The organism is Brevundimonas sp. TWP1-3 (genome assembly GCF_049896085.1).
Taxonomy (GTDB): domain Bacteria; phylum Pseudomonadota; class Alphaproteobacteria; order Caulobacterales; family Caulobacteraceae; genus Brevundimonas.
This window is the reverse complement of sequence record NZ_JAFCTP010000001.1, coordinates 1,291,791-1,317,600: the sequence shown is the minus strand read 5'-3', so window position 1 is coordinate 1,317,600 and position 25,810 is coordinate 1,291,791. Positions and strand designations below refer to the sequence as shown.

Here is a 25,810-nt window from a genome sequence, read left to right as displayed (position 1 = left end):
GTAAAGCAGTTCTCCGACCATGACGTTTCCTCGATGCAGTCGCTCTCTGACGGAGCGTTCGAAGATCATTGGTCGAACTGATCATCCTGTCGAGACGAAACGTCCGATCAGGGAGCACAAATATCGTTACTGCACAGTCTGGCGCGGCTGGGCGTTGGGGGCGGCCGACGGCTGATAGGCCTGGGGACCGGCGGGCGGCGTAGCGGCCGGCGCCGCCGGACGACGCGCCGGCGTCGCAGCCGGACGACGGGCGGGCGTGGCGGCAGGGCGAGAGGCCGCTGGCCGGGGCGTCGGACGGGCCGCAGGCGTCGCGGTCGCGGCGGTCGGCTGAGCAACCGGGGTGGACGCAGGCGTAGCGGTCGCGGGCGTCGCAGCCGGCGGCGGCGTGGCGGCTTCGGCGGCGGCGGCGCGGGCGGCCATCTGCTGGGCCTGGAAGCGGGCGGCCAGCTTCTCGGTCAGTTCCTTGGCCTGGGGCGCCGTCATCTGGGCCATGATGGCGGCCAGGGTGCGCGGCCGCATGGCGGCGGCGACGGGCAGGCGCACGCGGTCCTCCAGCGTCGCCATGACGGGGGCGGCCTCCTTGGGACGCATGGCGGAATAGACCTGGACCAGGCGGTCGATCTCGGCCTTCTCGCGCTCGTCCACCTGACCGAGCATCTGCTTCATCTCGGCCTTCAGAGCGGCGAGGGCCTGGATCTTGGCCTCCAGCTTCTGTTCGGCGGCGACCATCAGCGGCAGGGTGGTGGCGAAGTCCTGGTCGCGCGCGTCCAGCGCCTCACGACGTTGCGACAGCGACTGGATGATCCTGAGTTCGGCGGGCGAAATACCCGCCTGCTGGGCCAGTTGCTCGGGCGACAGGGCGGAGCAGGTGCCCGGCAGGACAGGCTTGACCGGCGCGCCGGCTGCGGCAGGCGCCGCCTCCTCGGCCCAGGCCTTGGCGCCGTCGAACAGGCCGGGCGCCACGCCGATGGCGCGCACGGCCACCACCCCGCCGATGGCGATGGCGATCAGGGGCAGAAGGCGGGGTAGACGGGCCATGAAATGGGGTTCCGAACTCAGGCGGCGAACAGATCGTCGTCGAGATTACGACGCGCGGCGTTGAGGCTTTGTTTGGCGGAATGGTTAGCGGAACGTCCTGCCGTCAGGGCCTGGACGATGGCGGCGACATTGTCGCGCCCGGCCGGGGCGGCGCTCGCGGCGGCGCGATGGCTGGTCGAGGGGTTGGCCATGCCCTGGATACGCTCGGCCAGGGCGGCCATGCGCTCGGCGCGTTCCTCGTCTTCGGTCACGACCGGGGCGGCGGCGGGCGCGCGGCGGGCCGGCTCGTCCTCGACGATGCGAACGGGCGCGGCGGCCGGGGCGCGGGCGATCAGGGTTTCAAGCTGCGCCTTGACCTCACGCGCCTTGATGATGCGGTCGTGCAGCAGATCCGTCTCCTGGCCCGAGGCGCGCAGTGTGGCCAGGGCGTTCTCGGCGCGACCGGCGGCGGCGTTCAGCTCGGTCACCGCCTGGGCGAAGGCCAGTTGTCCGGTGCGCAGGGCGGCCAGCTTGCGTTCCAGCTTGATGCCGTAGCCGACCGCTGCGACCAGCAGCAGCATCAGCACCGCGTCCATGATCATTCCGGCCATCAGACATTCACTCCCAGGCGGGCGGCGACTTCGGGATTGACCGGCCCTTCGACGCGTATGGCGATGTGCTGCCCCTTGCGACCCATGCGGCCGGTGGTCAGGGGGATGGCGCCGGCGCGGATCGACACCTCCGAATCCGGCGTGGCGTTCAGCATCAGGGTGTCGCCGACCTTCAGGTTCAGCACGCTGGAAAGGGGCATCATCTGCTCGTCCAGCACGACGCGGACCTCGGTCTCCGTGGTCCAGAGCTCGGTGGCTAAGTGGCCTTCCCAGATATTGTCGCGGCCGAACTTCTCGCCCATGAACTGCTGCAGCAGCATCTTGCGGATCGGCTCCAGCGTCGCATAGGGCAGCAGCAGCTCGATCCGCCCGCCGCGATCTTCCATGTCGATGCGCAGTTTGATCAGGATGGCGGCGTTGGCGGGGCGCGCGATGGCGGCGAAGCGCGGATTGGTCTCCAGCCGGTCCAGGTTGAAGTGGACGGGGGTCAGGGGTTCGAACGCCTGGCGGGCGTCGTTAAGCACGACCTCGACCATTCGCTGCACAAGCACCCGTTCGATGGTGGTGTAGGGCCGCCCCTCGATCCGCAGCGCCGCCGTGCCGCGACGCCCGCCCAGCAACACGTCCACGATCGAATAGATCAGGTTGGAATCGACCGTCAGCAGGCCGTAGTTGTCCAGCTCCTCGGCGCGAAACACCGCCAGGATGGCCGGCAGCGGGATCGAGTTCAGATAGTCGCCGAACCGGATCGACGAGATGTTGTCGAGGCTGACTTCGACGTTGTCGGAGGTGAAGTTGCGAAGGCTGGTCGTCATCAACCGCACCAGACGGTCGAACACGATTTCCAGCATCGGCAGCCGCTCGTAGCTGACCAGAGCGGAGTTGATGATCGCCCGAATGCCCGAGCGTTCGGAGCCGTCGTCATCGCCCAGGTCGAAGCCCAGCAGGCTGTCGATCTCGTCCTGGTTCAGGACGCGTTCGGACATGACGTCGCCGGGATCGCCGAGACCGCCGAACGGGTCGAGCTGGGCTGCGTCAGTCATGCCTATTGCACCAGCATTTCTTCGATCAGCACGGCGTCGACCTTGCCCGGCGCGGCGATCAGATTGACGCGGCGCAGGATTTCGGCCCGCAGCTGATAGGTGCCGGCCGAACCGCTCAGGTCCTCGGGACGCAACTCACGCACGAAGCCGGTGAACATGTCCTGCAGACGCGGCATCTCTTCCTGCAGATGGGTCGCCACCTCGGCGTCCTGCATCTCCAGCGTCAGCTTCAGCTTCAGGAAGGTCGGACGACTGTCGGGCGACTGAATGTTCATGACCATGTCCGGCAGGGTGTAGAAGGTGACGCCGTCAGGCCCTGGCGCGATGACGCCCAGCGACGGGTCCGCCTCGCCGCCCTCGGCGCCGCCGCCGTGACCGCCGCCTTCCTTCTTCTCTTCCTTGCCGTGCTCGGCCTTCGCGTCCGCCTTCTCTTCGCCGTGACCCGCTTCAGCCTCGGCGCCCTGCGCCTCTGCGGGCTTGGGCTTCAGCATGAAGAAGGCGGCGGCCCCGCCCCCGCCCAGCACCAAGAGCGCGACCGGCGCGATGATGAACAGCAGCGGCAGTTTCTTTTTCTTGGGCGCGGCGGCGTCGCCTTCGACAGCGGCCTCGCCCTCCTTCACGGCAGGCAGATTGGCGTCCGCAGCGGGATCGCCCTTCTTCTTGCCAAACTTGAACATGCGCGCGCCCCGGAGACTCTCTCATGACGAGGATCGTCGGGTTTGGTTAACGCGACGTTTACAATGGGCAGGATTTGCCGGGTCATTCGGGGGTCGATGGCGCTCAAACCCGCATTCCGCCTGGATTAACCCTGTTGGCACGGCCGTTGCGAGGGACGAGAGCGAAGGAGCACGCCACTCGTGGAAAACGCCGCCTATATTGGACTGTCACGCCAGATGACGCTGCGCCGCGAACTGGACATCGTGGCCAACAACGTCGCCAACGCCAACACGACCGGCTTCAAGGTCGAGCAACTGATGCTCGGCACGGAGATCGGCCAGCGCGCCCGCAACGATTCCATCCGTCCCTCGGCCAGCTTCGTGCTGGACAACGGCGTCGGCCGCGACTTCGGCCAGGGGTCGATGCAGCAGACCGGCCGCGCCCTGGACTTCGCCATCGCCGGCGAAGGCGCCTTCTTCACCGTGCGCGACGGTGCGAACGGCGAGGCCTACACCCGCGACGGCGCCTTCACCATGGACCCGGAAGGGCGGCTGACCACCAAACAGGGCCAGGCGGTCCTGGGCGGGGGCGCGGAGATCGTTCTGGACCCCAACCTGGGCGCGCCCAGCGTCGGCGGCGACGGCACCATCACCCAGGAAGGCCAGGTCACCGGCCGTCTGTCGGTCGTTCGTTTCGAGGCACTGGGCGTCCTGGAGAAGGGTGGCGACAGCCTGTATCGCAACAACTCCAACACCCAGCCGATCGAGGCGGCGGACGCCCAGGTCCATCAGGGCTCGCTGGAATCGTCCAACGTCAACTCGTTGATCGAAATCACCAATCTCGTCGAGATCAGCCGCGCCTACGAGAGCATCTCGCGCATGATCGAAAACACCAACGACCTTAGCCGTCGCGCCGTCGAGCGCCTCGGCAAGGCCGCTTAAGGGAGCCCCGGACAATGCGCGCACTTCGCACCGCCGCCTCGGGCATGGCCGCCCAGCAGTTGAACGTGGAGGTAATCTCCAACAACATCGCCAACATGAACACGGTGGGCTTCAAGAAGCAGCGCGCCGAGTTCCAGGACCTGCTCTACCAGAACGTCGAGCGCATGGGCGCCCAATCCTCGGCCGCCGGCACCGTGGTCCCGACCGGCATCCAGATCGGCGCGGGCGTGAAGGCCGGCGCGGTCTATCGCATCACCGAACAGGGCACGCCCCAGGCGACCGGCAACCCCTACGACATGGCCATCGACGGCAAGGGCTATTTCCAGATCACCCTGCCCTCGGGCGAGCTAGGCTACACCCGCGCCGGCAACCTGCAGGTCAGCCCGGAAGGCCAGATGGTCACCGACGACGGCTATCTGCTGGAACCGGCGATCACCATTCCGCAGGACACCACCAAACTGTCGATCTCCAAGACCGGTCTGGTTCAGGTGACGCAGGCCGGGCAGACCGCGCCGACCACCGTCGGTCAGATCGAACTGGCCAACTTCTTCAACGAAGCCGGCCTGGAAGCCATCGGCGACAACTTGCTGCTGGAAACCGCCGCCTCGGGCCCGGCCATCGTCGGCACGCCCGGCGATGCGGGCTTCGGCCAGGTCATGCAGGCCTATACGGAGTCTTCGAACGTCGACGCCGTGTCGGAGATCAGCGCCCTGATCGTGGCCCAGCGGGCCTATGAGATGAACTCCAAGGTCATCAGCACCGCCGACCAGATGCTGTCGGTCGCCTCGCAAGTGAAGAGCTGAACCATGATGCTGATCCGCTCCCTCCTGCTCGCCGCCGCCGTCAGCGCCGCAGCCAGCGCCGCAGCCAGCGCCGCATTCGCCGGCCCCGTCGTCCTGCGCGTCAATCCCGTGGACGACGACGGCCGGGTCACCCTGGGCGATCTGTTCGAAGGCGCGGGCGCCGCCGCCAATGTCGCCGTCGCCGAGCGCGTCGGCCCCTCGGTCGTGCTGGAAGCCGGTCAGCTTCAGGCCCTGGCCCGCCAGGCCGGCCTCGACTGGAGCAATCCCAATGGTCTGCGCCGCGTCGCCGTGCGTCGTGCCGCCGGTCCGGTCCAGACAGCGTCAGACGTGGCATTCCAGCCTGCGGCTCAATCCGCCGCCCAGCCTATCGCCCGCGCCGCCTATCGCCCCGGCGCCGCATCGCAGGTCATCGCCCGCAACGACATGGTCCGCGTCACCTATCAGGTCGGCGGCGTGAACCTGGCCGTCATGGGCAAGGCCATGCGCAGCGCCGGTCTGGGCGAGCCCGTCGCCATCATGAACACCACCTCCAACCGCGTCATCGATGCGGTCGCCTCCGGTCCCGGCCAGGCCATCGCCGGCCCCGGCGCCGACAGCGCCCGCGCCAATCCTCAACAGTTCGCCGCCCGCTAGGGAATCCTCGTCATGCGTAAGACCATCCTGATCCTGGCCGTCCTGGCCCCGCTGGCCGCTTGCTCCACCGTCGCCGAGACGGTGCGCGGTCCCGAACTGGCCCCCATCGGCTATCCCGCCGCCCTGATCCCGGCGCAGCAAGCGTATTTGCCGGCGCGCGAGACCGCCCCCGCAAGCGCCAACAGCCTGTGGCGGACCGGCGCCCGCACCTTCTTCGGCGACCAGCGCGCGCGTCACATCGGCGACATCCTGACGGTCAAGATCGACATCGACGACCGCGCCCAGACCCAGAACTCGACCCAGCGGTCGCGCTCCAACAACATTTCCGGCGGCGTCTCCAACCTGTTCGGCCTGGAAAGCAGCCTAGGCCGCGCCTTCCCCGGCGGTTTCGATCCGTCGAACATGATCGGCATGGAAGGCGAGTCCAACTCTTCGGGCGCCGGAACGGTCAACCGCGCCGAAAAGGTGTCGCTGACCGTCGCCGCCGTCGTCACGGACGTCCTCGCCAACGGCAATCTGGTCATCCAGGGTCGGCAGGAAGTACGCACCAACCGCGAGGTCCGCGAACTGACCGTCGCCGGCATCGTGCGGCCCGAGGACATTTCGTCCGCCAACGCCATCAACCACACCCAGATCGCCGAGGCCCGCATCTCCTACGGCGGCCGCGGCGACGTCAGCCGCGTCCAGGCCCCGCCTGTGGCCCAGGCCCTGGTCGAGCGTTTCAGCCCGTTCTAGCCGACGCGGTGAACCGTTGACGGATAACCGCGTTCAGCCTTCATGCGTCGGTCTGGTCTATTGCGGTTACGACCGGGTCTGACGACATTGGGGGCGACGCGGCGATGCGCGTTGTCGGCGGGGGCTGACACATGATGCTTATTTTTTCCGCCGTGATGGCGGTCGCCCTTCAGGCCGCGCCGACGGCCGGCTGGACCTGGAGCCTGTATGAAGGCGACGGTCCCCTGGTGCTGGCGAACGAAGTTCCCGACACGGCTGATCTGCGCGCCACCCTGCAATGCCAACCGGGTTCGGGCGCCGTCTCGGTCGCGGTCTATGCTGAAGACGCGAAAAGCGGTTTCGCCCGGATCACCGCTGGAGGCGCGACCGCCACCAGCGAGGCCCGCGTCGGCCGCGGCGGCAAGCTGGAGACCGCGGTCCCGGTCGATCACCCTGCCTTTTCCGCCTTCGTCGCGACCGGCCGCATGACCGTCGCCGTCGGCGACGCCGCCGACACGATCACGGTCGAACGCCCCCATCTGGCCAAGCTTCGTCGCTTCGCCGACCGCTGCGCCGGATAGGAAGCCTATGCGTCTCTCTCGCCTGATCCTGCCCCTGATCACCCTGTCCGCCCTGGCGGCCTGCGCCACCAATGCGCCCGCCCCGACCGCAAATCTGGCGGCGGCGGGTTCCGCGCCGGCGCCGATGCCCGGCTACGACTGGTTCCTGAACCGTGAAGGGCCGGAGGCGATCCTGGCTTACGGCGTCGCCAACAGCGACGAGGTCAAGCTGCACCTGCGCTGCCAGGCCGGCTCCGGCGCGCTGGAGCTGACGGCGGCCAGCGAAAAGCCAGGCCGCGAAATCCATCTCGAATCGGGCGGCGACACCGAACGCTACCCCGCCGCCTCGGAACCGGCGGGCGTGCATGACGGCGAACTGCTGACGGCCCAGGCCAAGACCAAGGATCCGGTGTTCCAGCGCTTCCGCCGCCTGGGTTGGATCGCCTCCTGGTCTGACGAGGAGCGCCACATCTACGCCGCCCATCCGGACGCCAAGGCGGGAATCGAGCAGTTCTTCACCGTCTGCGGTTGACGCATCGGTCACGCTCGGCTTGCGTGCGCCCCTAAAGAGGAGGGGCGTGATGAAGTTTTCCCATTTGGCCATAACGGCCTTGCTCGCGAGCACGTCGCCGCTGGTCGCGGTGGCTCAAACGCCGCCCGCCGCCGTCGCGGCCACGCCCGCTGACACGGCGCTGAACGCCCTGATCGTCGATTACGAGGCGTATCTGAAGGCGGTCGATCCTCTGTCCGCCAGTGGAGAAGGCGACGTCGAGGCCATGGGCAGGCTTCCCGACCTGTCGCGTGCCTTCGAACTGGCCCAGCGCGCGCCGTTGGAGGCTTTCGTCGCCCGACTGAAGGCCATCGACCCGGCAAGTCTTTCCCACGCCGGCGGCATCAACCACGCTTTCCTGCTCTATACGCTGAACCGCAGCCTGGAGGGGCTGGACTACGACACCTCGCGCCTGGCGTTCGACAGCGAGGGCGGCCCCGGAACCTGGGCGCTCTACATCGGCGGGAGCACCCGGCTGAACTCCGTTGCAGAAGCCGAGGCCTATATCCGGCGCGTCAAAGGCTTCGGAAACATCTACGCCCAGACGACCGAAAACGCCCGGCGCGGCCTGGAGACCGGCCTGATCCAGGCCCGTTCCGTCACAGAAAGCGCCCTGGCCAACGCGCGCAACGACGTGGCGATCACGCCCGATGCCGAGCCCTTGCTCAAGCCGTTGAGCACCCTGCCCGCGACCGTGCCCCAGGCCGACAAGGACCGGCTGACGGCGGACGCCGCGTCTGCGGTCGCCACGATCATCGTCCCGGCCCGCCAGGCCTGGCTGACCCTCCTTGAGACCGACTATCTGCCCAAGGCCCCGGTCGAACCCGGCATCGGCAACCGTCCGGGCGGAAAGGACATCTACGCCTATCTGGTGCGCGGCCACACCACCACCGACCTGACGCCGGACCAGATCCACCAGATCGGCCTGTCCGAAGTCGCCCGTATCCGCGCCCGAATGGATGTGGAGATGAAGGCGTCCGGCTGGACCGGTGACTTCGCCGGTTTCCTGGCCTTCCTGCGCACAGATCCCCAGTTCTACGCCCCCACCCGCGAAGACCTGCTGGAGAAGGCGTCGGAGATGGCCAAGCGCGCCGACGGCGGTCTGCCGGCCCTGTTCGCCACCCTGCCCCGCCTGCCCTATGACGTGCAGCCGGTCCCGCCGCAGATCGAGGAAAACTACACTACCGGCCGCTACAACGGCGGCTCGATGCAGAACGGCGTGGCCGGCCATTATGTGGTCAATACGTCCAAGCTGGACCAGCGCCCGCTGTACGAACTGCCCGCCCTGACCCTGCACGAGGCCGTCCCCGGCCACCACATCCAGATCGCCCTGCAGCAAGAAGCCGAGGGCCAGCCCTATTTCCGGCGCCAGGCGAACGTCAGCGCCTTCACCGAGGGTTGGGGCCTTTACGCCGAATATCTGGGCGAGGAGATGGGCTTCTACCGCACGCCCTACGAACGGTTCGGCCGTCTGTCCTACGAGATGTGGCGCGCCTGTCGCCTGGTCGCCGACACCGGCCTGCACTGGATGGGCTGGAGCGAGGAACAGGCTCGCGCCTGTTTCCGCGACAACTCGGCCCTGGCGCCCCACAATATCGAGACCGAGCTTCAGCGCTACATCGGCTGGCCGGGCCAGGCCACGGCCTACAAGATCGGCGAAATCCGCCTGCGCGAGATCCGGGCGCGGGCCGAACGCGAACTGGGACCGAAGTTCAACGTCCGCACCTTCCACGACGCGCTGCTGACGGAAGGACCGCTGCCGCTGGCGTTGCTGGACCAGCGAATGGATGCGTGGATCGCAGAGCAGAAATAACCGTCACCTCCCCGTTCGCGAAGGCGAATGGGGAGGACCGGTCGCGCAGCGACCAGGAGGGGGGCGACTCCGACAGTCGTGATGACCACGCCAGCTTCTGACACCGAGTCGCCCCCTCCTGGCGCTCGCTGACGCGATCGCCTGTCCTCCCCGCGCGCCTTCGCGCGCGGGGAGGTGAGCTTTCAAGCCCACCCCGGGACCGGCAGCCCCTTCGACGTCAGGAATTCCGGATTGAACAGCTTCGACGCATAGCGCGAACCCGGATCGCACAGGCAGGTGACGATGGTCTTGCCCGGCCCGATCTCGCGCGCCAAACGCACAGCGCCGGCGACATTGACCCCGGCCGATCCACCCAGCGACAGGCCTTCATACTTCACCAGGTCGAACAGGATCGGCAGGAATTCCGCGTCATCGATCCGATAGGCGTGGTCAGGCTTGAACCCTTCCAGATTGCCGGTGATCCGCGCCACCCCGATCCCCTCGGTGATCGACGAGCCCTCGCCCGTCATCTCGCCCTTGGTGAACCAGTTGAACATGGCAGCGCCGGCCGGATCGGCCAGGGCGATTTTCACCTCCGGCTTGCGCTCGCGCAGATAGGCCGCGACGCCGGAGATGGTGCCGCCAGATCCCACGGCCGAGACGAAGGCGTCCACCGCGCCGCCCGTCTGTTCCCAGATTTCCGGACCGGTCGTCGTGTAGTGGGCGTCGCGGTTGGCGGTGTTGTCGAACTGATTGGCCCAGATGGCGCCGGCCTGTTCGCTCTCGTTCAGTTCCGCCGCCAGACGCCCGGAATAGTGGACGAAATGGTTGGGGCTGGAGAAGGGTGCGGCGTCCACCTCGACCAGGCGCGCGCCCAGCGAACGGATGGCCGACTTCTTCTCTTCCGACTGGGTGCGGGGAATGACGATGACCACCGGATGGCCCAGGGCCGCGCCGACCAGGGCCAGGCCGATGCCGGTGTTGCCCGCCGTGCCCTCGACGATGGTCCCGCCCGGCTTCAACGCCCCGGACGCCCGCGCGCCCTGGACGATCGACAGGGCGGCGCGGTCCTTGATCGAACCGCCGGGGTTCATGAACTCGGCCTTGCCCAGGATTTCGCAGCCCATCTCATCGGACAGGCGGTTCAGGCGGACCAGCGGCGTATGGCCGATCAGGTCGATGACAGACGGTGTGACGGACACGTTTCAGCTTTCAGGCGAGGTCGAACGGGAGGGGATCAGGCCGCGACCTGACGCTTGCCTAGGTGGATGCCGCACTCGACCTTGTCCATCCCCGACCAGCGTCCGGCGCGCGCCTCTTCGTCGTCCTGAACCGCGCGCGTGCACGGCCAGCAGCCGATGGAGCGATAGCCCTGCTCGACGAGCGGGTGGCGCGGCAGGTCGTGCGCCTCCAGCCAGGCCTCGACGTCCTGGGCGTCCCAGGCGGCCAGCGGATTGATCCGCAGCACTCCATCCAGCACCTCGAACGGCTTCAGTTGGGCGCGTGTCGCGGCCTGGTAGCGTTTGCGCCCGGTGATGACGGCGTTGAACCCGACCGTCGCCCGCGCCAGCGGCCGCACCTTCCTAAGATCGCAGCAGGCGTCGGCGTCGGTCCGCCACAGGTCGTCGCGGGCGTCCAGGGTCGCCTTCTCGTTCGCATCCGGCGTCACCAGCCTTACGTCCGACAGCCCCAGGGCCTTGGTCAGTTGGGTGCGATAGGACAGGGTCTGGAGGAAATGCTGGCCGGTCTCCAGAAAGACCACTGGCACGTCCGGGTCCGTTTCGGCGACGATGTGCAGCAGGGCCGCCGATTCCGCCCCAAACGAGGAGATGGCGCCGACGCGCAGGCCCAGGGCCGGGTCCAGCGCCGCCTTCAGGATCTCCGACGCATCCTTGCCCGCCGTCTCGCGGTTCAGCCGGTCGGCCAAGGCTTGCAGGTCAGGGTCGTTCGACGCCGCCCGCCGCCTTTGCCAAATGGTCGGCGCCGGATCGACCGCCGGCTGATACGACCCGCTGAAGGCCTGATCCATTCGCGCCCAGGCCGCCGCATCCGCGCCCGGCGCCAACTCCACCGCGTCAAAGCCCGATCGCCGCAGGTGCCGAGCCTGGTCCGGCAGGACCTTGCCCGCCGCAATCAGCCGCCCGGCATAGCCCCGCTCGCGCAACACCGCCGCCAGCGAGAAGCCGCGCCCGTCGCGAAAGGCGTCGAACTCCAGCACCAGGACGTCGGTCGCGGCGGTGGCCGCCTCGACCTCGTCCAGCGGCGTGGTGACCGACAGCCGCGGTCCGTTCTGAACCCCTTCAAGCGTTCGCAGCATCGAGCGTCTCATAGATGGCGTCACGGAAGGGGTCGGGACCGACACGGCGCACCGTGTCGATGAACCGCTCGCCGTCGGCGCGGATTTGCAGATAGCGATCCAGGGTCCGCTGGATCGCGGGCGCGACCTCGTCGGCGGGCAGGCTCTTGCCGACGATGTCGCCCAGAGCCGCCTGTTCGTCGGGCGAACCGCCGACGGTGATCTGGTAATATTCCTCGCCCTTGCGATCGACGCCCAGCACGCCGATGTGGCCCACGTGGTGGTGGCCGCAGGCGTTGATGCACCCGCTCATATTGATCCGGACCGGCCCCAGCTTCTCCTGATAGTCCATGTCGGCCAGCCGCTTCGACAGGGCCTGGGCCACCGGGATCGACCGGGCGTTGGCCAGGCTGCAGTAATCCAGTCCCGGACAGGCGATGACGTCCGTCGCCAGATCGGCGTTGGCGGTCGCCAGTCCCGCCTCGCGCAACGCCCGCCACAGCGCCGGCACGTCGTCCAGCTTCACATGCGGCAGGACCAGATTCTGCTCATAGGCGGCGCGCAGTTCGTCGAAACCGTATCGCTCGGCCAGATCCGCCACCGCATCCATCTGGTCCGCCGTGATGTCGCCCGGCACGCCCCCGACCGGCTTCAGCGACACCACCACCGAGGCATAGCCCGCCTGGCGATGACGCCGCACATTGTTGCGGGCAAACCGAGCGAAGTCCGGGTCGGCCAACAGGGCGCGGTCGAACGGCGCGCTGGCCTTTGGCAGGTCCTCGAACGGCGGCGGGGCGAAATAGGCCTTGATCCGCTCGGCCTCTTCCTCGGGGATCCGCAGGTCTTCGTGGCGCAGGGTGGCGTAATGCTTGTCCACCTCCTCGCGGAAGGCTTCCAGACCAACCGAGGCGACCAGGATCTTGATCCGCGCCTTATGGATATTGTCGCGGCGCCCCAGCAGGTTCCAGGCCCGCAGGATGGCGGTCAGATAGGCCAGCAGGTCCGCCGCCGGGACGGCCGAAGCGATCTCCTGACCGATATGGGGCAGACGCCCCTGCCCCCCGCCGACGAAGACGCGGAAGGCGGTTCCTCCATCCGCTCCGCGCACGATCTGAAGGCCGACGTCGTGCGTCCGGATCGCCGCCCGATCCTTCTCCGCCCCGATCACCGCGATCTTGAACTTGCGCGGCAGGAAGCTGAACTCCGGGTGGATCGTCGACCACTGGCGGATGATCTCGCACCAGGGGCGCGGATCCTCGATCTCGTCGTCCGCCGCCCCGGCGAAGACGTCCGTCGTGGTGTTGCGGATGCAATTGCCGCTGGTCTGGATGGCGTGCATCTCGACCTCGGCCAGATCGCTCAGGATCGCCGGCAGGTCGGTCAGGGCCGGCCAGTTGTACTGGATGTTCGTCCGCGTGGTGAAATGGCCGTAGCCCTTGTCATAGGTGCGGGCGATATGGGCCAGCTGGCGCATCTGGCGGCTGTTGAACGTCCCATAGGGAATGGCGACCCGCAGCATATAGGCGTGCAGTTGCAGATAGACGCCGTTCATCAGCCGCAACGGCTTGAACTCATCCTCGGTCAGGGTGCCGGACGCGCGGCGCGCCACCTGGTCGGAAAACTCCTCGACCCGTTCACGTACCAGGGCGTGGTCGAACTCGTCATAGCGATACATCAGGCGGGCTCCCGCACCAGGCTGTTGCAGACGGTCGGCCCGGTCGCGCGGATATGCTCCTTCAGCCGATCACGGCCGGACGGCGTGTGGTCCTGAACCTCGACCAGATAGGGGTTCACGAAGACGTCGGGTCGCGCGGCGACCTCGGCCAGCACGACCTCGGCCGTCGCCTCGTCCAGCACCGAGGCCTGGGCCAGTTGCTCCACCGGCTGATTGTCAGCGCCCGCATAGATGACGCGGCCGTCCGACAGGCGGTTAGCCGTCACGATCTTCACGCCGCCACCTCGTCCCGCTGGTCGATCTGGCTCGCCGAGAAGGCCGCCGTCTCGCCGACGAACAACAGGGCCGGGCCGGTCAGGGCCGCGCCGCGCACCAGGGCGCCCAGCCCGTCCAGACGGCCGGTCAGAACCCGCTCGTCCGGCCGGCTGCCGTTCTCGACCACCGCCACCGGGGTCGACGGGGACCGCCCGGCCGCGATCAGATTGGCGGCCGTCTCTTCGGCCCGGTCCGTGCCCATATAGATGGCCAGCGTATGATTCGGCCCCGCCAGTCGCGACCAGTCGGCCTCGATCCCGCCCGGCTTGGCCTGGGCCGTCACGAAGGTCACCGCCTGGGCGTGGTCGCGGTGGGTCAGGGGAATGCCCGCCGAGGCCGCGCAGGCCAGGGCCGCCGTTACCCCCGGCACCACGAAGACCGGCACCCCGGCCGCCCGCATGGCCTCCAGCTCCTCGCCGCCGCGCCCGAAGACAAACGGGTCGCCGCCCTTCAGCCGCACGACCCGATGGCCGGCGCGAGCCTCCTCGATCATCAGGGCCTCGATCTGGTCCTGGGGCACCGAATGTTCGCCACGCGCCTTGCCGACATACAGGCGTTTGGCGTCACGCCGCGCCCGCTCCAGCACGGCGTCCGGCACCAGACGATCGTGAATGATGACGTCGGCGTCCTGCAAAACCCGCAGCGCCTTCAGGGTCAGCAGTTCCGGATCGCCCGGCCCCGCTCCGACGATATGGACCACGCCCTGTTCCGGCGCGGCCGAATTCAGCAGACGCAGCATCTCGCGCCGCGCCTCGGCCGTGCGGCCCGCCGCCGCCAGATCGGCCGCCGGTCCCCGGAAGGCCTTTTCCCAGAACCGACGCCGCGCCATGAAGTCGGGCACATTGGCCTTGACCGTGTCGCGCAGCTCGCGCGCCAGCCGGGCTACATTGGCCAGACCGGCCGGCAGCACGCCCTCGACCGCCGTGCGGATGTCGCGCGCCAGGATGGGCGCCGATCCGCCGGTCGCAATGCCGATCACCACCTCGTCCCGATCGATCAAGGCCGGGGTCTGGAAGTCGCTCAGATGGGGCTTGTCGACCACATTGACCTGAGCCCCCGCCGCCCGCGCCAGGGCGCCCAGCCGCGCCAGCTCATCCGCATCGTCCAACGCCATGAAGACCAGCCGCGCGCCCGCCAGATCCTCGGCCTCGGGCGTCCGCAGCACCGGCTCCGGCGCGCTCAGCGGGATTTCCATCCGGGGCGGCGCCCCGTCCGGTGCGAACCACAGCAGCTGCGCCGGCGTGTTCAGAAACAGTCGCAGCTTGGCCAGGGCGGGTTCACCGCCGCCGATGATCACGATCTTGGCGGCCTCAAGCGGAATGGAGGCGAGAAATACACGCATCGTCTTGCTTTCAGGGCCGTCGGGAGAGGAAACAGGGACGACGGCAGGGCGCGAACCTTCGTCTTCCCCGTCCAGACCCGCAAACCAGATTGCCTTTGTCTCGCTGATAGGATTTCTATCCGCGATGGTCCGATCCCTGCTCCCGCTCAACGCCCTGCGCGCCTTCGAGGCTGCCGCGCGGCATCTGAACTTCTCGCGCGCCGCCGACGAACTGTCGGTGACGCCGGGCGCCGTCAGCCAGCAGATCCGCCTGTTGGAAGACATCGTCGGCGGCCCCCTGTTCGTGCGTGAGGCGCGCGGGCTTCAGCTGACCGACCTCGGCCGTTCCTCCGTGCCGCTGTTGCGCGAGGGGTTCGAACGGCTGATGGACGCCTCGGCCCTGCTGCGCGAACCGCCGCGCCGCAAACAGGTATCGATCAGCGTGGCGCCCGGCTTCGCCTCCAAATGGCTGATGCCGCGCATGGACGACTTTCACACCGCCCATCCCGAGATCGAGCTGTGGATCTCAGCCGACATGGAACCGGCCGACCTGACCGAGGGCAAGGTAGACTTGGCCGTCCGCTATGGCCCCGGCGACTATCCGGGCCTGACGGTGGACCGGCTGATGACCGAGACGGTCCTACCCGTCTGCGCGCCATCGCTGATGGACGGCGACAAACCGATCCGCAAGCCCGGCGACCTGATCGGCCACACCCTGCTGCACGACATGTCCAACGACGGCGATCCCAGCCGACCGGACTGGGCCATGTGGTTGAAGGCGCGCGGTGTTCGCCATCCCGATCCGCGTCGAGGCTCGCGCTTCAACCAGTCGGGCCTGCTGATCGAGGCGGCCATATCGGGACGCGGCGTGGCCCTGGCCAAACGCACCCTGGCCCAGGCGGACCTGGCGTCGGGGCGGCTGGTGGCGCCCTTCCCGGACGGCTCGGAAGCGGTCGGCTTCGCCTATTACGTCGTCCAGCCCCGCGACCGCCCGCCGTCGCCCAGCGCGACCGCATTCGTCGGCTGGCTGAAGAAACAGGCCGTGGATCACGACAATACGATGGGTCAGTTGTAGGCTCAGGCCTCATATTGAAAAGGACCTCCGCCATGGCTGACGAAAAGGCCCCGCGCCTCGCCGTCCTGATCGACGCGGAGAACGCCTCCGCTCGCATCGCAGAGGCGCTGTTCAACGATATCGCCACCCTGGGCGAGGCCTCGGCGCGGCGCATCTACGGCGACTTCGCCAGCCCGCAGATCGCAGGCTGGACGCGGGTCCTGGCCCGTTTCGCCATCCAGCCCCAGCAGAATTTCGCCAACACCAAGGGCAAGAACTCGGGCGACATCGCCCTGGTCATCGACGCAATGGACCTGCTGCATTCGGGACGGTTCGACGGCTTTTGCCTGGTGTCGTCTGACGCCGACTTCACCCGACTGGCGGCCCGCATCCGTGAGGAAGGCGTCGATGTCTATGGCTTTGGCGAACAGAAGACGCCCGAAAGCTTCCGCCAGGCCTGCACCCGCTTCATCTATACCGAGAACCTGATCGCCCCGATTCCGGCCGAGGCGGGCGCAAAGTCCCCGGTCGCGGAAAGCCGTGCGGCCAAGCGCAAGCCGTCGGAGGCGGCGCGTCTGATCGCGGCCATCATCGCCGACATGGACGAGGACGGCGACGGCTGGGTGGCGGTGGGCGGCATCGGCAATCGGCTGCGCAACGCCCATCCCGACTTCGACCAGCGCACCTATGGCTACGCCAAACTGTCGGACCTGATCCGAGCGACCGGCCGGTTCGAGGTCGAGACCGGTGAACGCGGCGCGATGCGGATTCGCGACCGCGCCTGACGAAGTTACGCGCGGACGGCCTGACTGGCGGACACGCCCAGGGCCTGAAGCGCGGCGGCGGCGATGTGTTCGGCGTTCAGACCGGCCTGGGCGTACATGGCCATCGGCGCATCCTGGTCCTGGAAGACGTCGGGCAGGTTCAGGGTGCGGATTTTCAGACCCGCATCCAGCGCGCCCTTCTCGGCCAGCAGTTGCAGCACGAAGGCGCCGAAGCCGCCCATGGCGCCCTCCTCGACCGTGATCAGCGCCTCGTGCTCGCGCGCCAGGCGCAGGATCATGTCGGCGTCCAGCGGCTTGGCGAAACGGGCGTCCGCCACCGTCGCCGACACGCCCTTGGCCGCCAGCATATCCGCCGCCTTAAGCGATTCCTGCAGGCGGGTGCCCAAGGACAAGATAGCGACCGACGTGCCCTCGCGCACGATCCGGCCCTTGCCGATCTCCAGCGGGGCGGCAAGCTCGGGAATCTCGACGCCCACGCCGTCGCCGCGCGGATAGCGGAAGGCGCTGGGTCGGTCGTCGATGGCCAGCGAGGTCGAAATCATCGCCGCCAGCTCCGCCTCATCGGCGGCGGCCATCAGCACCATGCCGGGCAACGCCCCCATGAAGCCGATGTCGAACGATCCGGCATGGGTCGCCCCGTCAGAACCGACCAGACCCGCGCGGTCCATGGCGAACCGCACCGGCAGCGACTGGATCGCCACATCGTGCACCACCTGGTCGTAACCGCGTTGCAGGAAGGTGGAATAGATGGCGCAGACCGGCTTCATTCCATCCGCCGCCAGGCCGGCCGCGAACGTCACCGCATGCTGTTCGGCGATGCCGACGTCATAGGTCCGCTCGGGGAAGGCCTGACCGAACAGGTCCAGCCCCGTGCCCGACGGCATGGCCGCCGTGATCGCCACGATCGACGGATCGATCTTGGCGTGTTTGATCAGCTCAGTCCCGAACACCTTGGTGTAGCTGGGCGTGTTGGAAATGGCCTTGGCCTGTTTGCCCGACACCACGTCGAACTTGACCACCGCGTGCAGCTTGTCGGCGCTGCTTTCGGCATGGGTATAACCCTTGCCCTTTTGCGTCACGACGTGAACCAGCACCGGCCGGTCCTCGATGGCGGCCGCCTTCTTCAGGATCGGCACCAGATTGTCCATGTCGTGCCCGTCGATGGGGCCGACGTAGTAGAAGCCCAGCTCCTCGAAGAAGGTGCCCCCGGTGACCATGCCGCGTGCATATTCCTCGGCCTTCTTGGCCGCCTTGCGGAACGGGCGCGGCAGGTGCTGGGCGACGGATTTTCCCAGCCGCCGCACGTTCTGATACGCCCCGCCCGACACCAGACCAGCCAGATAGGCGCTCATCCCGCCCACCGGCGGCGCGATGGACATGTCGTTGTCGTTCAGGATGACCATCAGCTGGCCGCTGGTCGCCTCGGCGGCGTTGTTCATCGCCTCATAGGCCATGCCGGCGGACATGGAGCCGTCGCCGATCACCGCCACGACGCGGTTCTTCTCGCCCTTCTGATCGCGCGCGGCGGCGAAGCCCAGGGCGGCGCTGATCGAGGTCGAGGCGTGGGCGGCGCCGAACGGATCGTATTCGCTCTCGCTGCGCTTGGTGAAGCCCGACAGGCCGCCCCCCTGGCGCAGGGTGCGGATGCGGTCGCGCCGTCCGGTCAAGATCTTGTGCGGATAGCACTGATGGCCGACGTCCCAGATCAGGATGTCCTTGGGCGTCTCGAACACATGGTGCAGCGCCGTGGTCAGCTCGACCACGCCCAGGCCCGCGCCCAGATGGCCGCCGGTTACCGACACCGCATCGATCGTCTCGGCGCGCACCTCTTGCGCCAGCTGTTTCAGCTGGGCGATATCGAAGGCCCGGGTGTCGGCCGGGAATTTGACGGTGTCGAGAAGCGGGGTGTCGGGCATCAGCCGTAAAACCTTGGAAAGTCTGATTGATCAACCCGCAGGTCGCGTCAACGTTTCGTATCAGGACCGGCGCTTTAGCACAAAGTCCACGCTGGCTCTGAGGATTTCAGCGTCTTCGCCGAAGGGCTCCAAGTGCGAGCGGGCTTGGTTTGCGAGATGCGCGACCCTGTGTCGCGCCGCTTCCAGACCCAGAAGGGTGACGAAATTGGTCTTGCCCAGGGCCGCGTCCTTGCCTCCGGCGGCCTTGCCCATCTCCTCGGCCGACCCTTCGGCGTCCAGAAGGTCGTCAACGATCTGATAGGCCAGGCCGACATCGTGGGCGAAGCTGATCAGGGCATGCTGCTGCGACATCGAGGCGTCGGCGATGATCAAGGGGATTTCGAAGGCATAGGCGAACAGGGCGCCGGTCTTCAGCCGTTGCATCCGCGCGACGCCGCCCAGGTCGTCACGCACGCCCAGCAGATCGATCATCTGACCGCCCGCCATGCCGCGCGCCCCGGACGCCAGCGACAGCCGCGCCGCCAGTTCGCACCGCACGGCCGCATCGTCGTGGGTGTCTTCGTGCAGGATGATGTCGAAGGCGGCGGTCTGAAGCGCGTCGCCGGCCAGAACCGCCGTCGCCTCGTCATAGGCGCGGTGAACCGTGGGGCGGCCCCGGCGCATGTCGTCGTCGTCCATGCACGGCAGGTCGTCGTGAACCAGGCTGTAGGCGTGGACGCATTCCAGGGCGCAGGCGGCGCGCAGCACCGACCGCTCGTCGATGTCGAACAGCCGCGCGGCCTCCAGCGCAAAGAACGGCCGCAACCGTTTGCCGGGGCCCAGCGCCGCGTAGCGCATCGCCTCGGTCAGGCGCGATTCGGGGCCCTCGGCGCGCGGCAGCAGTTCATCCAGCGCGACCGTGACCAGATCGGCGACCTCGGCCACGCGATCGATCACCGCCTGCTCGGGCGAGTTGGCGGCGATGACGCGGTTCAAGACCGTCCGCCCATTGCCGAGCTGACGCGGACAGGATTCGTCATTCGAACGACGCCGCCTGGACGCCCTTGGCCTGGCCGTCGGGGCCGACGACGATCTTCTCGACGCGCAGCTGGGCCGCCTTCAGGCGCGCCTCGCAATGGGCCTTCAGCTTGGCGCCCTCTTCGTACAGGGCGATGGATTCTTCCAGCGGCGCCTGGCCGGACTCCAGGCGGGACACGATGGTCTCCAGCCGCTGCAGGGCGTCTTCGAAGCTGAGATCGGCGGGGATGGCGGCGGCGGTGTCGGTCATGGCGCGGACCCTAATGGGGCGCAACCGCCGCATCAATGTCAGAAGCGGCTATCGTTTCTCGTAGCGCCGCTGGGACCAGTATTTGAAGCCCTGGTTGTGGACCAGTTTCCAGCCGTCGGCCTTCAGTGCACGACCGACCATATGGTTGAAATAGCCGTGGGCGAAGACCAGCACGTCCTGGCCGCTCTCGGCCCGCGCGATCAGCTTCTGCGCCGCCTGATCGGCGCGCGCCTCGGCCTGGGCGCGGGTTTCCTGGCCGTCGTGATGGTCGAAGGCGTGCCACCAGAAGCGCGACACCACGCCCCACCATTTGGGCGACAGCTTGATCCATTCAGGGATAGGCGGCGGCGGCAGGGGCGCCTCGATGAACATCACGTCGGCCATCACCTCGCGTCCGGCGGCGGCGGCGGCGGCGGTTTCCTGGGCGCGCTGGCGGGTCGAGGCGTAGATGGCGCCGGCGCCTTGAGCGGCGGCGACCAGTTCCGGCGGGGGCGTCTGGCCGGCCAGCAGACCGCCGATCTCGTATTTCGCCCACCAGTCGCCGTACTGACGGGCCGTGATCAGGCATTTGCGCGACAGCGCCGGCTCGCCGTGGCGCGTCAGGGTGATGGCGCCGGGCCGCAGGGCCACAAGCGCGCCGACAGACCCCGCGGCATCAGACTGGGGCACGGACGGTTCGGTCGAATCGAGGGACAGGGCGGGGGCTGACATGACAAACGGACGGGCCTTTGGTTTCAAGGCGTTAAGCGTCCTCAGTCCTCCCCGAGCGCGGCGACGTGGGCGACCGCAGAGCGGCCTAGTCCTTCAAGGTCGTAACCGCCCTCAAGCGCCGACACAACCTTGCCCGAACACGTCCGACGCGCGACCTCCAGAATCGCACGCGTCGCCCAGGCGAAATCTTCGGCCTCCAGCGACTGATGCGCCAGCGGATCGCGCCTGTGGGCGTCGAAGCCGGCCGAGATCAGGATCAGGTCCGGCCGAAACGATTCCAGCGCCGGCATCAGTCCGCCGGCGAAGGTCGCGCGCCAGTCTTCTCGCGCCGCATGGGGAACGACCGGGGCGTTGACGATATTGCCGACACCGATTTCGGACGCCGCGCCCGTGCCGGGATAGAGCGGCATCTGGTGGATGGAGGCCAGGAACAGGCTGTCGTCGTCTTCGAACGCGGCCTGGGTGCCGTTGCCGTGGTGAACGTCGAAATCCACCACCGCCACCCGCGCCATCCCTTCGGATTGCGCCACGCGCGCCGCAATCGCGACGGACGAGAACAGGCAGAACCCCATGGCCCGATCCGGTTCGGCATGGTGGCCGGGCGGGCGAACGGCGGCGAACGCGCGGTTCATCTCACCCCGCGCCACGGCCCGCACCGCGTCGATCGCCGCGCCCGCCGCCAGACGGGCGGCCGGCACGCTGCCGGGCGAAAGCATGGTGTCGGCGTCCAATGGGATCATCCCCTCGACCGGCGACGCGTCCAGCAGGCGCGCGACATAGGCGGCCGGATGCACCCGCTCCAGATCCGCGACCTCGGCCAGGGTCGCCGCCCGCCGATCGCCGGAAAGCCCCGCGTCGGCCAAGGCGTCCAGCACCGCCTTCAGACGCTCGGGACTTTCGGGATGTCCTGCGCCGGGCGCGTGAGACAGCATCGACGGATGGGTGAAGATCGGCAGTTGGTTCATGGCGGGTTGGTCATTTCTTGGATGCGCCTTGCGGCCAGCCTATCGCAAGCCGATGTGCAAGGCGACGAAACAAGCCCGAGGAGATCGTCATGAAGGCTATTGGCACGACCGGCCCCCGCCCCGCGACCGACCCCGTCGCCCTGGTCGCCTTCGACGCGCCCGAACCGATCCTGCGCCCACGCGACCTGCTGGTTCAGGTCAAGGCCGTCAGCCTGAACCCCGTGGACACGAAGGTGCGCGCCAGCCGCCAGCCCGAGGAAGGTCAAACCAGCATCCTGGGTTATGATGCGGCCGGCGTGGTGATCGGCGTCGGCGACGAAGCCAGCCTGTTCAAGGTCGGGGACGAGGTCTTCTATGCCGGCCAGATCGACCGGGCAGGCTCCAACGCGGAACGGCAAGCTGTGGATGAGCGGATCGTCGGACCCAAACCCAAGTCCCTGACATTCGCAGAGGCCGCCGCCCTGCCCTTGACGGTGATCACGGCCTGGGAGCTGTTGTTCGACCGGTTGAAGGCCGGCAAGGACGAGGACGAGAGCCTGTTGATCGTCGGCGGCGCCGGCGGCGTCGGCTCGGCCCTGATCCAGATCGCCCGCGCCGTCACCAAGCTGCGTGTCGTCGCCACCGCCTCGCGTCCTGAAACCCGCCAATGGTGCCTGGACCTGGGCGCCCACGCGGTGATCGATCACTCCCGCCCGATCGACGAAGCCCTGTCGGCGGCCAGCGAGCGCGCGCCGAAATATATCGCATCCCTGACCCACACCCAGGCCCATTTCGAAGCCTTGGCCCGCGCGGTGGCCGCGCAGGGCGTGATCGGGGCCATCGACGACTTCAAGGGGCTGCCGGTCGAACTGCTGAAACAGAAGGCGGCCGGCTTCGTGTGGGAGTTCATGTTCACCCGACCCGTGCAGCAGACACCTGACATGATCGAACAGCACAGGTTGCTGACGGAGGTCTCGCGTCTGGTGGACGCCGGCGCCGTCCGCACCACCCTGACCGAAAACCTCGGCGCGCTGTCGGTCGAAAATCTGCTTAAGGGTCACCGCCAGCTGGAAAGCGGCGCGACAATAGGCAAGATCGCGCTGGACGGCTTTTGACCTCTGCCTCTATGGGCGGATGATGACCGAGATCGTGATCCGCCCTGCCCACCCCGATGACGCCGCCGCCTTGGGCGCCCTGGGCCGCCAAACCTTCGTCGACACCTTCGTCGAGGGGTTCGGCATTCCCTATCCCGAGGCCGATCTGAAGGCCTTCCTGGACGCCAGTTTCGACGTGGAGCCGACACTGAAGAAGCTGGCCGAACCGGACTGCGCCTGGTGGGTGGCCGAGCGGAACGCCGATCTTCTGGCCTTCGCCAACGCGGGTCCCAACGGCCTGCCCCATCCCGAGGCCCGACCGGAGCACATGGAGTTGCGCCGCCTTTATGTGTCCAAGGCCGCGCAGGGTCTGGGCCTGGGCACGAAGCTGCTGACCCTGTCGCTGGACTGGATGGAGGCCCACACCCAAGGCCCGCTGTGGATCGGCGTCTGGAGCGGCAACGACAAGGCCCAGCGCCTCTACGCCGCCTACGGCTTCGAGAAGGCCGGGGAATATGACTACCCCGTCGGCGCCTGGCGTGATCGCGAGTTCATCTTGCGGCGCGGCTGATCCGGGTTCACATCCGTTCCATGCTTCTCCCTTTCTTCACCGCCCTGCGCGACGCCAAGGTTCCGGTATCGATGAAGGAATGGCTCCATCTGATGGAGGCGATGGATCGCGATCTGGCCGGACGCGAAGTGGAGACCTTCTATCACCTGTCGCGCGCGGTCCTGGTCAAGGACGAAAAACACTATGACCGGTTCGATCAGGTGTTCGGGACCGTGTTCAAGGGGGTGGAATCGGTCGGCTCGGGCGCGGACCTGACCACAGACATCCCTGAGGACTGGCTGCGGCTGCTGAACGAGAAATATCTGACCGACGAGGAAAAGGCTCAGATCGAGGCGCTGGGCGGGTTTGACAAGCTGATGGAGACGCTGAAACAGCGGCTGGAGGAACAGCACGAACGGCACTCCGGCGGCTCGAAATGGATCGGTACGGGCGGGACCAGCCCCTTCGGCCACGGCGGCTATAATCCCGAAGGCGTGCGCATCGGCGGGCCGGGAAAACACGGCCGGGCCGTCAAGGTGTGGGAGAAGCGCGAGTTCCGGAACCTGGACGACACGGTCGAACTGGGCACGCGCAACATCAAGGTGGCGCTGCGTCGCCTACGCCGGTTCGCGCGCGAGGGGGCGGCCGAGGAACTGGACATCGACAGCACCATCGACGGCACGGCGCGCCAGGGCTGGCTGGACATCCGCATGCGGCCCGAGCGGCGCAATACGATCAAGGTCCTGCTGTTTCTGGACATCGGCGGCTCGATGGACGGCCATATCAAGATGGTCGAGGAGTTGTTCTCGGCCGCCAAGACCGAGTTCAAGAACCTGGAGTTCTTCTACTTCCACAACTGCCTCTACGAGGGCGTCTGGAAGGACAACCGGCGTCGGCACACCGAGCGAATTCCGACCTGGGACCTGCTGCACAAATACCCTGGCGACTGGCGGGCCATCTTCGTCGGCGACGCGACCATGTCGCCTTACGAGATCACCATGCCCGGCGGCTCCGTCGAGCACTGGAACGAAGAGGCCGGCGCGGTCTGGATGAAACGCGCCCGTCAGCAGTGGGAGAAGTCGATCTGGCTGAACCCGGTGCAGGAACGCTACTGGAGCTACACCGCCTCGGTCGGCCTGCTGCGCGAGGTGATGGAGGAGCAGATGTTCCCCTTGACGCTGGAAGGTCTCGACAAGGCGATGCGCGCCCTGACAAGGTAGATTCGCGTCTTGGGCGAGTTCCTGCCCTGCGACCACATTGAGGGGCCTTGTCCATGATCGCCGCCGCCTTCGCCCTTCTTCTGTTTCAGCAACCCGCCCCCAGCGTCGTGTGGGAAGCCCCTGCGCCAGACCCCGTGGTCGAGACGCCCGCGCCGACGGTTCAGCATTCCGTGCCGGCGTGGGGCCTGGCCGATCCCTTCGGCTTCGAGCGCGCTCGGTGCAGTCCGCTGGTTCGCGGCGCCAAGTCGATGGAGACCTGTCAGACCGAGGTTCGCGAACAACTGGCCCTGGCAATGGGACCGGACCTGCCCGAGGCTCTGCATCCCAGCGGCATGGCAGGCGACTGTCAGATGATCCAGGCCAACGCCGGCGGCTCGGCCTATGCCGTTCAGTGCGGGCCGCAATCGCGGGCGGCCAGCGCGCCGTCGGCCTTGCGGGAAATGGACTGCCGCCCCCGTCCCGTCGAAGGCGGTTTCAGTTCCGAGTGCCGCCCCGTGGATGCGACGACCAGCAAGGGCCTGTCGATCAAGCTCTGGGGCGACAAGGACTGATCGAAACGCAGAAACGCCGCCCGCTTTCGCGGACGGCGCTTCCTATTTTCGCGCAATTCCAGTGAGGTTTAAGCCTTGTCGCGGAGGCTGTCCTTGACGCCGCCGACGGTGTTCTGGACCTTGCCTTCGACTTGGTCGGCCTTGCCTTCGGCCTGCAGTTTGCTGTCGCCGGTCACCTTGCCGGCGGCTTCTTTGATCTTGCCGCCGATGTTCTTGGCGGCGCCTTCGACACGATCGTGATCAGCCATCTGGACTCTCCGTTTTCAATAGCCGCGACAGGGCGTTGCGGGTTGAAAAGGAAACGACGCAGTCCAGCGCCCGTTCCGTAAGGCTCAGCTTGCGCGACGCAGCCACACGGCGACCGCCCAGGCGTGGGAATCGTGTCTCAGTCGGGACAGGGCGAAGGTCGGATCCAGCCACACCAGGGTATGGTCGTCCTCGCATTTCGCATCCGGGTTTTCTGCAGTGACGGTCGCGGTCCAGAAGCCGCCGACATTGTTCACAGGCTCGCGCGTCGAACGCACAAAATACTGGCTGGCCTCGGCGATGCGATTCAGCGGCGCGATGTCGAGCCCCGTCTCCTCGACGAACTCGCGTTTTAAGGCCTGGACCTCGGTCTCCTCGGTATCCACGCCGCCGCCGGGCAGATCGAAATAGGGACCGGCTTCGCGCTCGACGCGGACACAGGCGATCAGTCCGTCGCGTTCGACGATGCCGAACGCCGTGGCGCGGTGACGATAATCCGAAGCGGGTTTGCGAACGCCGAACTGCAACATCATGGATACCGACC

At 67.6% G+C, this 25,810-nt stretch carries 29 protein-coding genes; 13 read left to right on the top strand and 16 right to left on the bottom strand.

All coding sequences use genetic code 11. The features are described 5' to 3' along the window. Positions 1 to 126 precede the first annotated feature (126 nt). The 4 genes from ACP693_RS06650 to ACP693_RS06635 are packed head-to-tail and all read right to left on the bottom strand — an operon-like array spanning position 127 to position 3,348. Complete coding sequence (locus ACP693_RS06650) at positions 127 to 1,038, bottom strand: MotE family protein (protein ID WP_426017997.1); 912 nt, start codon at positions 1,036 to 1,038, stop codon at positions 127 to 129. A gap of 17 nt (positions 1,039 to 1,055) precedes the next feature. Next, positions 1,056 to 1,628, bottom strand: coding sequence for a DUF6468 domain-containing protein (locus ACP693_RS06645; RefSeq protein WP_426017999.1), 573 nt, complete (start codon positions 1,626 to 1,628; stop codon positions 1,056 to 1,058). Further along, positions 1,628 to 2,671 carry a flagellar motor switch protein FliM gene (gene fliM / locus ACP693_RS06640; RefSeq protein WP_425982562.1) on the bottom strand — a complete coding sequence of 348 codons (1,044 nt, stop codon included), beginning with the start codon at positions 2,669 to 2,671 and terminating at the stop codon, positions 1,628 to 1,630. Before fliM ends, ACP693_RS06645 begins: the two co-directional genes overlap by 1 nt. A gap of 2 nt (positions 2,672 to 2,673) precedes the next feature. Further along, a complete protein-coding gene (locus tag ACP693_RS06635; protein ID WP_426018000.1) occupies positions 2,674 to 3,348 on the bottom strand; it encodes a flagellar basal body-associated FliL family protein in 675 nt (224 codons plus the stop codon). Positions 3,349 to 3,528: 180 nt separating this feature from the next. Here ACP693_RS06635 and flgF point away from each other — a divergent pair, with 180 nt between their 5' ends. The 7 genes from flgF (at position 3,529) to ACP693_RS06600 (ending at position 9,342) form a co-directional block, all read left to right on the top strand. After that, positions 3,529 to 4,269 carry a flagellar basal-body rod protein FlgF gene (flgF, locus tag ACP693_RS06630; protein WP_426018002.1) on the top strand — a complete coding sequence of 247 codons (741 nt, stop codon included), beginning with the start codon at positions 3,529 to 3,531 and terminating at the stop codon, positions 4,267 to 4,269. A gap of 14 nt (positions 4,270 to 4,283) precedes the next feature. Next, positions 4,284 to 5,072 (top strand): flagellar basal-body rod protein FlgG, encoded by a 789-nt coding sequence (flgG, locus tag ACP693_RS06625; RefSeq protein ID WP_135195043.1) that lies wholly within the window; start codon positions 4,284 to 4,286, stop codon positions 5,070 to 5,072. 3 nt (positions 5,073 to 5,075) lie between these two features. Further along, the gene (locus tag ACP693_RS06620) at positions 5,076 to 5,705 is read left to right on the top strand and encodes a flagella basal body P-ring formation protein FlgA (protein ID WP_426018004.1); all 630 of its coding nucleotides are present in this window, start codon (positions 5,076 to 5,078) and stop codon (positions 5,703 to 5,705) included. 12 nt (positions 5,706 to 5,717) lie between these two features. Next, on the top strand, positions 5,718 to 6,440 hold the full coding sequence (flgH, locus tag ACP693_RS06615) for a flagellar basal body L-ring protein FlgH (protein WP_426018005.1): 723 nt from the start codon (positions 5,718 to 5,720) through the stop codon (positions 6,438 to 6,440). Positions 6,441 to 6,571: 131 nt separating this feature from the next. Then, complete coding sequence (locus ACP693_RS06610) at positions 6,572 to 7,000, top strand: hypothetical protein (protein ID WP_426018006.1); 429 nt, start codon at positions 6,572 to 6,574, stop codon at positions 6,998 to 7,000. 7 nt (positions 7,001 to 7,007) lie between these two features. Next, positions 7,008 to 7,511 (top strand): hypothetical protein, encoded by a 504-nt coding sequence (locus ACP693_RS06605; protein WP_426018008.1) that lies wholly within the window; start codon positions 7,008 to 7,010, stop codon positions 7,509 to 7,511. Positions 7,512 to 7,560: 49 nt separating this feature from the next. Beyond that, a complete protein-coding gene (locus tag ACP693_RS06600) occupies positions 7,561 to 9,342 on the top strand; it encodes a DUF885 domain-containing protein (RefSeq protein WP_426018010.1) in 1,782 nt (593 codons plus the stop codon). 182 nt (positions 9,343 to 9,524) lie between these two features. On the opposite strand, the gene ACP693_RS06595 is transcribed toward ACP693_RS06600, so the two are convergent. The 5 genes from ACP693_RS06595 to cysG are packed head-to-tail and all read right to left on the bottom strand — an operon-like array spanning position 9,525 to position 14,949. Further along, complete coding sequence (locus ACP693_RS06595) at positions 9,525 to 10,523, bottom strand: cysteine synthase A (RefSeq protein WP_426018012.1); 999 nt, start codon at positions 10,521 to 10,523, stop codon at positions 9,525 to 9,527. 35 nt (positions 10,524 to 10,558) lie between these two features. Continuing rightward, positions 10,559 to 11,638 (bottom strand): phosphoadenylyl-sulfate reductase, encoded by a 1,080-nt coding sequence (locus ACP693_RS06590; protein ID WP_426018014.1) that lies wholly within the window; start codon positions 11,636 to 11,638, stop codon positions 10,559 to 10,561. Next, positions 11,622 to 13,292: a nitrite/sulfite reductase gene (locus ACP693_RS06585; protein ID WP_426018015.1), complete on the bottom strand. Its 1,671-nt coding sequence runs from the start codon at positions 13,290 to 13,292 to the stop codon at positions 11,622 to 11,624. The genes ACP693_RS06590 and ACP693_RS06585 overlap by 17 nt, the downstream gene beginning before the upstream one ends. Further along, positions 13,292 to 13,567, bottom strand: a complete 276-nt coding sequence (locus tag ACP693_RS06580; RefSeq protein ID WP_426018016.1) for a DUF2849 domain-containing protein — start codon at positions 13,565 to 13,567, stop codon at positions 13,292 to 13,294. The genes ACP693_RS06585 and ACP693_RS06580 overlap by 1 nt, the downstream gene beginning before the upstream one ends. Then, positions 13,564 to 14,949 (bottom strand): siroheme synthase CysG, encoded by a 1,386-nt coding sequence (gene cysG, locus ACP693_RS06575; RefSeq protein ID WP_426018018.1) that lies wholly within the window; start codon positions 14,947 to 14,949, stop codon positions 13,564 to 13,566. Before cysG ends, ACP693_RS06580 begins: the two co-directional genes overlap by 4 nt. Positions 14,950 to 15,073: 124 nt before the next feature. Here cysG and gcvA point away from each other — a divergent pair, with 124 nt between their 5' ends. Together gcvA and ACP693_RS06565 are read left to right on the top strand one after the other, a co-directional pair. Continuing rightward, the gene (gene gcvA, locus ACP693_RS06570) at positions 15,074 to 16,003 is read left to right on the top strand and encodes a transcriptional regulator GcvA (protein ID WP_426018020.1); all 930 of its coding nucleotides are present in this window, start codon (positions 15,074 to 15,076) and stop codon (positions 16,001 to 16,003) included. 32 nt (positions 16,004 to 16,035) lie between these two features. After that, positions 16,036 to 16,767 carry an NYN domain-containing protein gene (locus ACP693_RS06565; protein ID WP_426018021.1) on the top strand — a complete coding sequence of 244 codons (732 nt, stop codon included), beginning with the start codon at positions 16,036 to 16,038 and terminating at the stop codon, positions 16,765 to 16,767. A gap of 5 nt (positions 16,768 to 16,772) precedes the next feature. On the opposite strand, the gene dxs is transcribed toward ACP693_RS06565, so the two are convergent. The 5 genes from dxs to ACP693_RS06540 all read right to left on the bottom strand — a co-directional run bounded on the left by dxs (position 16,773) and on the right by ACP693_RS06540 (position 21,626). After that, on the bottom strand, positions 16,773 to 18,686 hold the full coding sequence (gene dxs / locus ACP693_RS06560) for a 1-deoxy-D-xylulose-5-phosphate synthase (RefSeq protein ID WP_426019614.1): 1,914 nt from the start codon (positions 18,684 to 18,686) through the stop codon (positions 16,773 to 16,775). Between the two features lie 57 nt (positions 18,687 to 18,743). Continuing rightward, the gene (locus tag ACP693_RS06555; RefSeq protein ID WP_135195623.1) at positions 18,744 to 19,619 is read right to left on the bottom strand and encodes a polyprenyl synthetase family protein; all 876 of its coding nucleotides are present in this window, start codon (positions 19,617 to 19,619) and stop codon (positions 18,744 to 18,746) included. Between the two features lie 79 nt (positions 19,620 to 19,698). After that, positions 19,699 to 19,950, bottom strand: a complete 252-nt coding sequence (locus ACP693_RS06550; protein ID WP_426018023.1) for an exodeoxyribonuclease VII small subunit — start codon at positions 19,948 to 19,950, stop codon at positions 19,699 to 19,701. A gap of 48 nt (positions 19,951 to 19,998) precedes the next feature. Next, entirely contained in the window at positions 19,999 to 20,661 is a 663-nt protein-coding gene (locus ACP693_RS06545; RefSeq protein ID WP_426018025.1) for a histidine phosphatase family protein, read from the bottom strand. 41 nt (positions 20,662 to 20,702) lie between these two features. Continuing rightward, complete coding sequence (locus tag ACP693_RS06540; protein ID WP_426018027.1) at positions 20,703 to 21,626, bottom strand: histone deacetylase family protein; 924 nt, start codon at positions 21,624 to 21,626, stop codon at positions 20,703 to 20,705. An 89-nt stretch (positions 21,627 to 21,715) separates the two neighbouring features. On the opposite strand from ACP693_RS06540, the gene ACP693_RS06535 reads away from it, so the two are divergent. Genes ACP693_RS06535 through ACP693_RS06520 form a run of 4 tightly spaced genes read left to right on the top strand, consistent with a single transcriptional unit; the run spans position 21,716 to position 25,020 of the window. Then, positions 21,716 to 22,720: a zinc-binding alcohol dehydrogenase family protein gene (locus ACP693_RS06535; protein WP_426018028.1), complete on the top strand. Its 1,005-nt coding sequence runs from the start codon at positions 21,716 to 21,718 to the stop codon at positions 22,718 to 22,720. A gap of 22 nt (positions 22,721 to 22,742) precedes the next feature. Then, entirely contained in the window at positions 22,743 to 23,270 is a 528-nt protein-coding gene (locus ACP693_RS06530) for a GNAT family N-acetyltransferase (RefSeq protein WP_426018029.1), read from the top strand. Positions 23,271 to 23,290: 20 nt separating this feature from the next. Continuing rightward, entirely contained in the window at positions 23,291 to 24,469 is a 1,179-nt protein-coding gene (locus ACP693_RS06525; protein ID WP_426018030.1) for a vWA domain-containing protein, read from the top strand. 53 nt (positions 24,470 to 24,522) lie between these two features. After that, the gene (locus ACP693_RS06520; protein WP_426019616.1) at positions 24,523 to 25,020 is read left to right on the top strand and encodes a hypothetical protein; all 498 of its coding nucleotides are present in this window, start codon (positions 24,523 to 24,525) and stop codon (positions 25,018 to 25,020) included. A gap of 68 nt (positions 25,021 to 25,088) precedes the next feature. Here the strand turns inward: ACP693_RS06520 and ACP693_RS06515 are convergent, their stop codons facing one another. Both ACP693_RS06515 and ACP693_RS06510 read right to left on the bottom strand, forming a co-directional pair. Further along, complete coding sequence (locus ACP693_RS06515; RefSeq protein WP_135195023.1) at positions 25,089 to 25,268, bottom strand: CsbD family protein; 180 nt, start codon at positions 25,266 to 25,268, stop codon at positions 25,089 to 25,091. Between the two features lie 84 nt (positions 25,269 to 25,352). After that, complete coding sequence (locus tag ACP693_RS06510; RefSeq protein ID WP_426019618.1) at positions 25,353 to 25,796, bottom strand: NUDIX domain-containing protein; 444 nt, start codon at positions 25,794 to 25,796, stop codon at positions 25,353 to 25,355. Positions 25,797 to 25,810 lie beyond the last annotated feature (14 nt).